Here is a 12731-nt window from a genome sequence, read left to right on the forward strand (position 1 = left end):
CCGGAGGGATGAAACCCTTTTTGCGTGAAACTATCCACTACACCGTTAGGTCAGGTTGTAAGTCTAGGTGACAATGTGGACGAAATGCACTGCGCGCGCCTAGTATAAAAAGGTCGTCTAGGAGGTTCGCATGCCGACAATGCAGTAAAGACGAGAACGCATTACAGTTCAGCCGAGGGGAAGGAAATGATCTTCCACGATTGTATGATCGAATTTCGTAAAGACTTTGAAGCACTTCCATGGTGGATGCGAAAATCGCTCGTTCGCCACGGGAAGTCACGCATCGAAGCGTATTTTGTTTATTTGGAAACACATTTCACGTTGAAAGCTCCGGTCAAGGACAGCGCACTCATATCCAATGGGATGTAGGCTAATGTTCTTTTCACGTAATTCTTGTTTGCTTCCGATCGTACTTGTCGCTGGTGTCAGTTATCCCGGCGATGCGTCTGCTCAAGAAGATGCGACGTCGCTCTTAACGCTCCAGGGCGCTGGGCTTGAAGCCGATCTGACTGCCCCGGAACATTTGCCGTCCATTGCCGCGCTGTTGGACGGCAATGCAGATACGGTCGCTCGATTTGACATTGTTGGCGGGGAACCGGTGGATGTGGTGATTGGTTTCGGAGGACGCGTTGCCAGTGCGACGGAACTTGTTCTTGCCCTGTCAAACAATCCCTCAGACACGCCACCTGCCCGAGTGGATATTCTGATTTCAACCTACTCTCCGACTTCCGGGTTTCGATCTATGTTCGAAGAACGCATAGATGCACTGAAGCCCGAACAGGTCATCACGCTGGCGCCCGCCGCGGCGTCCTGGGCATTAATTCGCCTTTTCCCGGCAGACGGTCAGACACAATTCGCCCTGACCGACGTGTGGTTGATGGGCCGGGACGGCCCACCAGAGCCGCAATACGCATTTGGCGAAGCTCCGGCGACAGCGATTACCATGATCGAAGAACTTGAAGCTCTTGGTGAAATCGGATTTTCGCTGACAGCGGCTGAGCAGGGCATTTTTGAGCGAGCGAAGACTGAAATGCTCGATATGCGCGATCTGGAGGAAATTGCCCTATTGGCTTCGGGTGTGATCGAACAATCCGATCGCGATGCCTACCGTGCACAGCTTGATGGGATCGAAGCCCAGATTCGTGCAGATTTAGATGAGAACGCATCCCCTTTTGTGCTTGGTGCAAACCTTTTGGAATGGTTGCACGAGAACACGTTTTCCAACGGGTACAGACTGCGACAAACGGATGTATCAACGGTTCTCGACCAAGGTATTTTTAACTGTGTCTCATCAGCAGCCCTGTATAACATTCTTGGTTGGCGTTTGGGTTTGGACCTAAGAACTATTGAAGTTCCCGACCATGCTTTTTCAATACTCTATGACGGGATTGACCATGTGGACGTCGAGACAACGACCCGACGTGGGTTCGCACCCGCCCGTGAACAAATCGAGGAATTCCGCGAGCTCACAGGGTTCAACTACATTCCCCAGTCGAACAAAGATCTACGACGCGAGATTGACCGCAACGGGACGGCTGCGTTGATCTACTATAATCACGGAGTGGAATATTATCGCGACGGAAAATTCCGTGAAGCTCTACTTGCCAATTTCCGCGCCATGAGCCTTGACCCTGAATTCTCATCCGCCATCACGAATGCACTGGCGGCGTTGAACGGATGGGCCAGATCGCTGGGGCAAGCCAGCGAATGGGAGCAGGCCACGGCCGTTGCTGCTTTGGGCCGACGATTGTCTGCAGATGACGAAATTCTTGCCGCAAACCAGCGCGCGGTATGGAGCAAATGGGCGGACTCTCTATCAGCTTCGGGGGACTATGTTGCAGCGCTTGAAATACTCGATCGGGCAGCGAAAGAGATTCCAGACCAAAACTTCGATCCCGACCGCATTGCAGTTTTTTTGAGGCCGGCAGAGGTAGCCATATCTCGCGGTGAATGGGAGCAAGCCTTTGCAATATCGAACCGGGCGGTCGATCTCCTGGAGGGTGCGGCACAAGCCGAAGTTGGTAAGTGGCAGTCAAACCTCTATCTTCGACAGGCGCGGTCTTTGATTGGCACAAAAGACTATGAGGTCACTGCGGATCTGCTGATGCAGGGTCTCAGCGCAGACGCCGACTCCAAAAGCGTTCAGCGACTGGCACGCTTCCTTGCGCAGGAATGGGCCAAGGACAGCGGTGGAATTGTCGAAGGGCTATCCAGAATTGCGGATCTATCAAACCGATTTGCGGCCCTTGCGGAATTTGATGCCGTGGCCGAAAACTTTGCCATAATGCAAATCAATGCGGGACTCGGAGCCCGCACACTGGAAGAAACATTGGCCGTGGCGCAAGAAATTCAGCCTTTGATTGCCAAAGCGGGTTCCGATTTTGACGCCGGAGCGTATGCCTATAACGCTTATAGCCGCGCGCTGATCGATGGAGAGGATTGGCAAGCGGCTGCTGAACTGCATTCAGATGGGCTGACAGCGCACCCCGATGACTATTACCTATCTAGGAATGCGCGCTTTGTTGCACAGAGGTGGCAGGCAACTGCGCTATCAGAAGGGGGAACCGCTGACCTGGAAGCGGTCAACGCCTTGCTTCGTCAGTTGTTTCCGACCTTCGCGATAGACCCAGGATTTGAAGAGAATGAGATTATCAGAAAGGTGAACGCGCAACTGCGCGATGGAGACTATGATGATGCAGAGCGATTTCTGGCAAGTGCACAGCTGCTACTATCACCCGACAGCTTTCGCAAACTCAGAGTTCTAATCATTGATCATCGCGCACAACTCGCAATGAATGACAAAGATTGGGAAACAGCCGCAATACTATATTCTAATGGCCGCAGCGAATTAAACGACGCCAAACTGTTTTCCAATAACGTGGCGTACGTGGCGCAGGAATGGACGCGTTCGGCCGGAGCTGAATCGGGCGCTCAGGGCGTGGCCACTGCGGCAGAAAAGCTGGGTATCTTATTTCCAAGCGACAACAAGGTCGCGAAAATGGGCACGCGAACAATACAGAAACTGATCTCCGAAGCCGTTCGATCCGGCGAGATTGACCTTGCGAAGACACAACTGGCGAGCGCAAGGCCGTTTCTTTCGCCCAAGGATTTCGACAGCAGCACCATTGTGCTTTACCGTGACTGGGGGAACGCGCGATTGGAGCAAAGTGATTGGCAAGGCGCACTGCTTGCCTATGCCGCTGGGCTTGAGCTGGTTCCGGACTCGCGCGATTTGCGACGCAATGTTCCTTATGCCTTTCAAGAATGGTCCAAAACTGCACTCAACGCGGATGGCCCGGTTGGCTTGATCGCTGCAGTTGAGAAGATGGAACAGACCTTTCCCGACAGCAAAACCATGTCAGATGTTTTAGACAACGTTTTGTCTGATCGGATTGAAGTGATGATCAATGACGATAGGCCGGACGCCGCCTTGAAACTCATTGACGACGTTGCGGTTGTTCTTGATCCCGACACGACGCACGATGTTAAAGTATACGCCTACGAGAAATGGGCGAGGCTGTATTTCAACAATGATGGCTGGCAACGCGCGGTGGAAATCTACGACCAAGGGCTTGAAGACGTGGGCAAAAGCTCGCTTTTAGAGAACAATCGGCGATATGCGCAATCAAAAGCGGATTAGGCGACTCAGGCCTCCCCGTCCAAACCTCACAGTAGCCCGCTGGGTGCCCTTGATGCAGATGATATGGGGGCGACACCCAAGTTGCTCAAAGCTCGGCTTGGTAGAGATGGTTGTTCTGGTTGGGACCCTCCTGCAATTAGAGACGATCTTGCAGCATCCGCGTTTGACCGTCGGGTCACACCAAAATCAAGCCGTAAAATGGAACACTTAGCCCGCCATATTTGAGTGATGGAATGTCAACGACAATCGGCCATACCGGCTCAGGCGGTGTAATACTTGCGGCTGGATATCGGGAGAAAATACGTCTTTATGCGGCTTGGAAGTAACTTTTCCTGGGGAACGAGCATCTGCGGCGAGTGCGGTCGTGATCGACACTGATTGGGTTTAGTTCTCTCCCTTTCCTTTCTTCTATACCAACTCAGGTCAGCATATTCGCGCAGGAAGGGATAACTCGGATCCTCAATATGCGGATTCCTTCAATTTGCAGAGCTCACAAGATGACTATATCCAACCTGAGCGCTAGCTTTGAACCACCCCAAAGCTTGCGACAGATCATCCGATACCCTTCGGCTATTTGACGAGATCCCAGAATAGGTACTCGTAACCTGGTGCTTTGTTTTTGCTTGGATGACGTTTAACGCCGGACGTGATTCAGAGCAGGATAGTTTCCAACAGATTTCAATTTAACCTTTCGTTAACGCTTAGGTTCGTTCGCTTCTGATGCAGAAATGTCATGATTTTTCAATCACTTTGATACTAACTGCATTTCCACGCTATGCTCTGTGCCGCAGCTGCGTTGGCGGCGTGAGATCGAGCTAAAGCTGACAGCAGGTCACGATGAGGCATCGGCATGTCGTAGCGTCGGCACCAGCGATGCCACGTACTGCAACTAGAGAAAGCGCTTCGGCGGGATGGGCCGAGCACAGCTGCCCGAGCAGAAGCGCCTGGAGAAAGAGAACGCTCGGCTGAAGAATATCGTGGCTGAACTTAAGCTGAACAAGCTGATCCTCAAGGAGAGCTTGAGCCATCTAAAACCCGGGACCCGCCCACAGAGGAGTTTCGTCAGGCCGTCATTCACACGCGCCAGAAGTTGGCAACGTCTGAGCGACGGACGTGCCAGGTGACCGTGTTTGCTTGCTGGTTGTCGCTAGCCTTCGATATCTTCTCTGCCATGACTAGGCTCTTCTCACCAAGAGCGAGTGAAACGAAGATCCGTTCCTGAAAGGAAAGCTGTGAACCTGTTGCATGGATGAGTACCTGACTGTTCTACACCTATACTCTATGGAGTGTTGGTGCCATTCATCCATCTTGGTTGCCACTGGGAGAAGTTAAAATGAACCCGAGAAACTTTATTCCAAAGGGCGCGGCCAGCTATCGCATAGACTTCGATGGGTCGGCCAAAGAATTATATTTCCTGCTGTTGCCTAAACTGACCATGCTTGCCTTTAGCGCTGCAGTGGAACCTTTACGGATCGCCAATCAGGTCACAAACAAGGAATTGTACAAGTGGTTTCTGATCACAGAAGACGGAAATCCGGTTTCTTGTTCGAATGGAATTGAGATTACGCCGGATTTCGCCTTGTGTAGCCTACCGCGATCCTCGCGGCTGTTTGTCTGCTCGGGTATTGAACCGGCAGAAAGCACCAACCCCAATGTGCTGTCATGGATTCGCCGCCAGAAGGCCTATGGTTGTAACTTGGGTGGTATCTGTACTGGAGCTTTTGCCCTTGCAAAGGCTGGAGTTTTGTCAGGGAAAAGATTCACTTTGCATTGGGAAAACCGCCCTGCTTTTATCGAACACTTTCATGATTTGGAACCGTCGGCAAACCTGTATGAGATCGATAACGAGCTTATGACATGCGGTGGTGGCAACGCTGCAATTGACATGATGCTGGACATAATCGAATCCGATTTTGGAAACGACCTCGCGGTCATCGTTTCAGACATGTGCATCCACTTTCGGTCCAACAACAGTAAAACGCTTCAGAAATCAGCGTTCTCGGTGGCGTTGGGCAGCCGCAACCAATACCTGATCAATGCCATGCAGATCATGCATGAAAATCTTGAAGACCCATTGGATATCTCTGAAATAGCGGAGGCCGTACAGATATCTCGTCGTCAGTTAGAGCGCCTTTTCCAAAAGTATGTCGAAACTTCACCAGTGCAGTTTTACATCGAATTACGCGTTGAACGGGCTTACGCATTGCTCAGCGAAACCGAGATGCCCGTATCTGAGATCGCAGCCGCTACGGGCTTTGGAAGCGCCACCCAGCTGACAGTGCGGTTCAAGAAACGCTATGGTGAAGCACCAACTTCGTTCAGAAGAGGCTGGTCTGAAAGACGGGGATAATTTGCGATTGGCTTGTGTCAGAAATCGCAACCTCCATGCTGTTATTATAAGTTCCGCCTAGATCGTGTTGATAGAAGGCTCAGAGTGGGTCGTAAGAAATGAGACTGTTCCTTCGAACCGTCAACAACAATCAGCATCACCAACTTTCCAGATCGGGGTGTTGCCGTTGCTGAGATTGTTCAGGGCTTGGTTTTTTGCGGCAACGAGACGACAGATAGATTTCGGTTTTTCGGGTGATTTCATCAGACCTAGCCTTTTCAAAGAATATTGGAGAAGTGGCAATTTCAGTAGCTGGGCTATGCTGCGTTCGACCATGAACTCTTCCAGATCCCGATAGAGCACGCCGTATCGGACATAGCAAAACACAGCAACACGCCATACTTGAGTCGGCTGGTAGACTGCTACTATTGCGAGCATGTCGATCCAAATCACAAGGACTGCGTAAAAGGAGAAGCTATGCTCGTCTTATCCCTTCGTCACAGCTGCGATGTTTGACTTGAATCAATATCGCTTAAAGGGTGGTGCCTCGAACCTCAATAAATTCACAGGAGAGAATGAGTTGCTTCAAATTTCGGTCTCTGATCGGCCCTGAGAACTAGGCGATGGCGCCAGTTATACCGTCATATTTTAGATCGAAGGGCAGAACTTCTTCCTCAATCTGTCAGATAGCTTCAGCGCATACGATAAGAGTAGGAAAATCTAGATGTCAGACTACCTCCAGAGTCATTAACTGACGATGTTGAGAGGCTCACATTCTTGACAGAACAACTCGGTGCCTTCTCGGATTCAGAAGGTCAGCCCAAACCTATTATCATAATAATCTTCGGCATTCAGAGTCTCGGGGATTGCAGCTGGTGCGTTACAAACAAGGGATGCCTGCTTAAAGGGTGCGGTACGTTCTCGTTGTGTGATGGGTTTTCGTGCTCCAGCATCCCAAAGTAGCGCGTGCTCTGATCCCAAATGAAAGACAACGAAGGGTAACGTCAGGAGGTTACCCTTCAAATCTCTGGTCATAAGAACTTCGCGCACTCCGTCGACCAGGTTGGTGTTTTCCCCTCGATTATTTCTATGCGTCTAAGTTTCCAAAGATAGCCATGCGCTTTCCCCTGACGACGAATTGCGCAAAGACTACTATCAGGAACGAACCCTGCGCAAATTCGGTCAGAGCGTCGAAGAATTCGAAGCTGACTCTGAATCCGCACATCACGCGATCAAGCAAGCGCTGAGCCCGCTTGAGGCAATGCCCAAAAAAATATTTAACAGATCCATCAGAAGGAATGCCAAAAGATGCCGTTGCCCGAAGAGAATTCTCAAGCATAAGAGCAAAGCTTTGTAGTCGTCAGTTTTGCCTTAACCAAGGCCTCTACAAACGTAACTCCGCAAGCAACCCCATCGACGACTGGCAGGCCGAATTCCTCGGACAAATGCGACATCAGGTCAGTCATTCCGGCACAACCCAGAACAATGGCTTCGGCCCGATCCTCGTCGATGGCCGCGCGGATTTCAGCGCGGATAATATCAACCGTATTCGGATCGTTCTCTTCCAGCTTAAGAACCGGTACATCTGACGCGCGGACCCTAACGCAGCGGCGATCCAGACCGTAGCGCAACAGATTGGCTTCCAGTCCCGCCAATGAGCGGGATAGTGTCGTAATGACGCTGAACTTGGGACTGATCATAGACGCCGCGTGATAGGCGGCCTCACCAACACCAACGACCGGAGCCGAGGTGATGCAACGTACAGCGTCGACGCCTGTGTCATCGAAACAGGCCACTACGATGCCATCCACATCCGGATGCTGCTTGACCACATCCAACAAGCCCGGAACACAGGTCGAAACATCCAGATACCCTTGGATACTGGCGGGACCATCCTGCGAATTGATGGCAATGATCTCGGTATCAGGGCTCGCGACGGCGCGGGCCGCCGCCTCGATCTTTCGAGTCATAGAACCGGTGGTGTTGGGATTGACGACTAACAGTTTCACAATATCCTCACACTTCCCCGCCCAGATAAGCGGCTTTGATCCGGGGATCGGTCAAAAGCTCTTTGGAATTGCCTGAGATCACCACATTTCCGGTGGTCAGCGCATAGGCACGGTGCGAAATCGATAGCGCCATGCGCGAGTTCTGCTCGACAAGCAGTACTGACACGCCTTCGTCCCGGTTGATCGCCACGATGGACCGCGCGATGTCCTGCACCAGTTTAGGCGCAATTCCCAGCGACGGCTCATCCAGCAAAAGTAAGCGAGGTTTGGCCATCAGGGCGCGCCCGATTACCATCATCTGCTGCTCGCCGCCCGACAGTGTGCCAGCCGATTGCGAATACCGCTCACGCAGGCGCGGAAACCGTTCCAGAACCGAATCCAGCGTGCGCTGCACTTCCGCCTTGTCCGAACGGGTGAACGCCCCCATCAGCAGATTGTCTTTCACCGTCATGTAAGGAAAGACACGCCGCCCCTCGGGCACCATCGCGATGCCTTTCGAGACGATTTCGGCCGGGTTGGTTCCGGCAATCTGTTCGCCCTCAAACGCCACTGAACCGGATTTGATCTTCGCCAGCCCGGTGATCGCCCGCAAGATCGAACTTTTGCCCGCGCCATTAGCGCCAATCAGAGCGACAGTTTCACCTTGTTCCAAATCAATCGATACACCTTTCAGCGCATAGACGTGATCGTAGTAGAGTTCGACATCCTTGAATTCCAACATCTTGCTCATGGTTCAGATCCCGATTTCGTCATCTGCGCTGCCCAGATAGGCTTCGATGACTTTTTCGTTGTTCTGGATTTCTGCCGGCGTACCCTCGGCAATCATTTCGCCGAAGTTCAAAACCACAATCCGGTCGGAGATTTTCATCACCGCTGGCATATCGTGTTCCACCAACAATACGGTGACACCCCGGTCATCGCGCACCTTGCGTACCAGATCGACCATTTTCATGGTTTCATCGTGGTTCATTCCCGCAAAGGGCTCGTCCAGCAGCAGCACTTTTGGATCGGTCGCCAGGCCAATGGCGATCCCCAGCGCCCGCAGATTGCCCTGCGGCAGGTTCGAGGCCTGCTCGTTGGCGATGTCTGTCATGCCGAGGAAATCGATCAGATCGTCCGCATATTGCCCAAAACTGTCGACATCTTCATGCGCCGTTTTGGTCCCCCAGAAATACCCGGCCAACGAAGCTCTGGCCCGCAGATGCTGCGCGACAACGATGCTTTCGCGGACCGTCATCGATTTGAAGATCGTCGTCTCCTGAAAGGTTCGGACAACCCCCTTTCGGGCCACCACATGCGGCTTCAGATTCGAGATGCGTTTACCTTCGAACAACACTTCGCCTGATGTCGTCGGCAGGAAAGACGAAATCATCTTGAACAACGTGCTTTTGCCTGCCCCGTTTGGCCCGATCACTGACAAGATCTCGTTCTCGTTCACATTGAACGAGATATCGCTGTTGGCAGTCAGCCCTCCGAACTTCTTGGTGACATGACGGACTTCCAGAAGATGGCTCATTTGTCCGCCCCCTTGTGACCCGGCAGGCGCAGGCTGAGCAGCCCGTTAGGCAGGAACAGCATCAGGATGATCAACATGCTGGAATAGGCCAACAACTGGAAGCGACCAAGTTCAAACAACAAGTCCCAACCGAAGTACAGAACCAGCGTGCCCAGCATCGGACCAAAGACATAGCCCAACCCGCCGAGGAAACAGTTCAGCATGAAATTCACGCTATCGGCGACTTGAAAGCTGGATGGGTAAACCGACTGGGCAATGGAACCGAACATCGCCCCTCCAATGCCGCCCAGAAAGGACGAAATGGCGAACACGATGACCCGGATGTACGAGATGTTCACGCCGATCGAACTCGCCAGTTCCTCGTTCTGCTGCATCGACCGGCACAAGTGGCCAAGCCGCGAATTCACCAGCCGGTACATTGCGGCAAAGGTCAGAACCATCAGCACGCAGGCGGTGTAGTAGAAGGCCAGCCTCGGGTTCTCAAGCGTCGCGAAATCCGGGATCAGTGTAAGTCCAAGGACCGAGACGCCTCCGGGAAGCGGGATCGAAGTAATTCCCTTCGCCCCGTTGGTAATGGGCAGGGCCAGCGCGGTCAGCGTGACCACCTGTGTCAACACCAGCGAGATCATGGCGAAATAGACGCCGCGCAATCGCAGGATCGGCAGTCCGATCACAACCGCCACCCCGGCAGCAAACAGCCCCGCAAGCGGCAGTGATAACCAGAAAGACATACCTGCCTTTGTCACCAGAATGGCCGAGACATAAGCGCCGATCAGCGCAAAGGCACCCTGACCGATATTGATGCGGCCGATATAGAAGGTCAACCAGACACCCGCGCTGGCGATGGACAAAAGTGCCACCGAGGTCAGGGTATAGTACAGATCGGACCGTCCTGAGGCCGCGACGAAGCCAGGCACCAGGATGAATATCGCCAGCAGGAACACTGCCAGACCGGCCCATTGGATCATGTTGAGTTTCGGCACTGCGCTATCCCCACGGCTTACCCATCAGCCCCTGCGGGCGGATGGCCAGGAAAATCATCAGCGAGACGAAAATCAGCAGATAGGTGATGTCGCCGTATTGCGAGAGGACGGCCAAACCGATGGCTTCCAGGAACCCAAGGATGATACCGCCAGCTATCGCACCGGAAATCACGCCCGCACCACCGATCATTACCATCATGAAGGCCTTGATCGAGGTTGGGCCACCCATCCCCAGATTGACGCCGGTGATGGTCACCAGCAGCCCGCCGACCAGACCGGCCAGCATCGCACCCAGTGCAAACCCGATCATGGAATAGCGGTCGACATTGACGCCCATCAACTGCGCCGCGGTTCTGTCCTGCGCCAACGCGCGCAGGGCGCGACCGGTTTTGGAATACTGCATGAACAGAATGAATGAGACGATGGACAAAATGGCCAGAACGCAGATCAGAATGCGGTCATACGGCATGATCAACCTGAAATCCCAGTTGAAAACACCGTCGACGATTTTGGGGACACCGCGTTGTTTCTCGCCAAAGACCAGCAAGATTATGGCGTCGAACAGGAAGGCCAGCCCAGCCGCCAGCAACATCGTGCTTTCCTCGCGCGATGACCTTCGTATAACCGGTGCGAACAGGAACCTTTCGATCAGTGCACCCAATACGGCAAGAGTGATGCACGAGGCCAGCAAAGCCAGCACAAAGGGCCAGCCGAGCTGCCCGTAGAATGTGTAAGTGACAAACCCACCCAGAACATACATCTGCCCATGGGCAAAGTTCAGCACGTTCATCAAGGCGAAAATCAGCGTCAAACCCAGGGCGATCATCGCATATTGCGCCCCCAGATAGATACCGTTTGCTAATATCTGTTCCATGAGTGTCCCGCGAAAGGTTCGGGTCTCCCGGGCTGTTTGTCAGCCCGGGAGAGTGAGTGGCTCGTTAGGCTTTTGCCTTGATTGGGAGTATTGCCTCAGTCAACTTCAGCGACGAAAAGCGTGTCAAACTCTCCGTCCTGATAGACATTCACTACCAGCGGAACGGCAATCTGACGCTTTTGTCCAAACGATGTGGTCCCCACATACCGCATCGTGGCGTCGCCTTTCATGAAGGGATTGGGGGCCTCAAACGTATCCATCGTGGTCTGGAAAGCAGTAACGTCGTCAATGCCAGCCGGGTTGGCGTTCAACGTCGCCAGAATGTATTCCAGCGCATAAACTTTGGTGTTCGACTCGTCGTTATACTCGCCGAACATATCGGTATAGCGTTTGACGAACTCCTTCATGTCATCCGATGCGATCTCGGGCGTTGACGCGCCACCGACAGAAATGAACCCATTGGCCAAATCCCCTGCCCCTTCGCGCAGAACTGTCGCGTCCTGCGCAGTTTCGGTCGAGATCAGGCCCTGGAATCCAAGTTCACGTGCCGAGCGGATCAGTTGCGGCGCATTGGCCGGAGAGACGCCCGAAAGAACCAGCAAATCGGGCTGGGTACGCATGACCGGGGTCAGGACCGGAGTAAAATCGGTGGTATCCACCTGATAGGTGACGTTGTCCGAAACAACCTCAAGCCCCAGCGCCTTGGCCGCTTCCACACCACCGTCCCGCTGGCTTAGCGGGTCGGATTCGTTCGCGGCAACAAACGCCACGGTCTTCACGCCCTTCTCGTCTTTCAGGTACTTATAGATCGCAGGACCAGATTGGTAATTCGCCACCATCCCCAGAACCGCGTTGGATGCGGGTGCGGTATAAAGTTCTTTCGGGAAGGCGTAAGGGAAATACATGATCCCGTTGGCCTCGGCCACGGGGCGCACGGCGGCAGCACCGTCATCGACATTCGGGCCGACCACATAGTGGATGCCTTCCTGCGCCATCTTTTCCATGCCCGCGATTGCGCGCTTGGGGTCTTTCTGGTCATCGAAGGATACGATCTCGATATCATAGGTCGTATCGCCGATCTTATACCCGCCCTTTTCATTGAGCCACTCGGCGCGAGCCTCCATTGAGCGCTGGTTGGAAATCCCCCAGGCTGCCGCCGGGCCGGATGTCACGCCCACAAATCCGATCTTGAGGACAGGGTTTTCCGCCCAGGCCGCAGAAGCCAGCGCCGTTACGGAAAATGCCAGGGCGACTGAAGTTTTCATCAGGGTTCTACGTTTCATTCTTTCCTCCCTATGAGGTCTCGGCGCCTCTTCTGTGCGCTTGGCGAAGTAAACAATGCGTCGGGTCGAATCCCGGAATGCACCTTGGATACTGCAT

At 53.3% G+C, this 12731-nt stretch carries 9 protein-coding genes; 2 read left to right on the forward strand and 7 right to left on the reverse strand.

Annotation, left to right across the window (positions count from 1 at the left end):
- Window positions 1-373: 373 nt before the first annotated feature.
- On the forward strand, window positions 374-3640 hold the full coding sequence (locus ACR0NF_RS13930) for a transglutaminase-like domain-containing protein (RefSeq protein ID WP_480778442.1): 3267 nt from the start codon (window positions 374-376) through the stop codon (window positions 3638-3640).
- A 1333-nt stretch (window positions 3641-4973) separates the two neighbouring features.
- Window positions 4974-5990, forward strand: coding sequence for a GlxA family transcriptional regulator (locus ACR0NF_RS13935; protein ID WP_480472237.1), 1017 nt, complete (start codon window positions 4974-4976; stop codon window positions 5988-5990).
- Between the two features lie 120 nt (window positions 5991-6110).
- Here the strand turns inward: ACR0NF_RS13935 and ACR0NF_RS13940 are convergent, their stop codons facing one another.
- The 7 genes from ACR0NF_RS13940 to ACR0NF_RS13970 all read right to left on the reverse strand — a co-directional run bounded on the left by ACR0NF_RS13940 (window position 6111) and on the right by ACR0NF_RS13970 (window position 12634).
- The gene (locus ACR0NF_RS13940) at window positions 6111-6407 is read right to left on the reverse strand and encodes a hypothetical protein (protein WP_480778443.1); all 297 of its coding nucleotides are present in this window, start codon (window positions 6405-6407) and stop codon (window positions 6111-6113) included.
- A gap of 893 nt (window positions 6408-7300) precedes the next feature.
- Complete coding sequence (locus ACR0NF_RS13945; RefSeq protein WP_480472235.1) at window positions 7301-7978, reverse strand: aspartate/glutamate racemase family protein; 678 nt, start codon at window positions 7976-7978, stop codon at window positions 7301-7303.
- Between the two features lie 7 nt (window positions 7979-7985).
- Window positions 7986-8708, reverse strand: a complete 723-nt coding sequence (locus ACR0NF_RS13950; RefSeq protein ID WP_480472234.1) for an ABC transporter ATP-binding protein — start codon at window positions 8706-8708, stop codon at window positions 7986-7988.
- A gap of 3 nt (window positions 8709-8711) precedes the next feature.
- Complete coding sequence (locus ACR0NF_RS13955; RefSeq protein WP_480472233.1) at window positions 8712-9494, reverse strand: ABC transporter ATP-binding protein; 783 nt, start codon at window positions 9492-9494, stop codon at window positions 8712-8714.
- Window positions 9491-10462 carry a branched-chain amino acid ABC transporter permease gene (locus ACR0NF_RS13960; RefSeq protein ID WP_480660990.1) on the reverse strand — a complete coding sequence of 324 codons (972 nt, stop codon included), beginning with the start codon at window positions 10460-10462 and terminating at the stop codon, window positions 9491-9493. Before ACR0NF_RS13960 ends, ACR0NF_RS13955 begins: the two co-directional genes overlap by 4 nt.
- A 19-nt stretch (window positions 10463-10481) precedes the next feature.
- A complete protein-coding gene (locus ACR0NF_RS13965) occupies window positions 10482-11351 on the reverse strand; it encodes a branched-chain amino acid ABC transporter permease (RefSeq protein WP_480472232.1) in 870 nt (289 codons plus the stop codon).
- Window positions 11352-11446: 95 nt separating this feature from the next.
- A complete protein-coding gene (locus ACR0NF_RS13970) occupies window positions 11447-12634 on the reverse strand; it encodes an ABC transporter substrate-binding protein (RefSeq protein ID WP_480472231.1) in 1188 nt (395 codons plus the stop codon).
- Between the last annotated feature and the right edge of the window lie 97 nt (window positions 12635-12731).

Source organism: Ruegeria sp. CF4 (assembly GCF_056537345.1).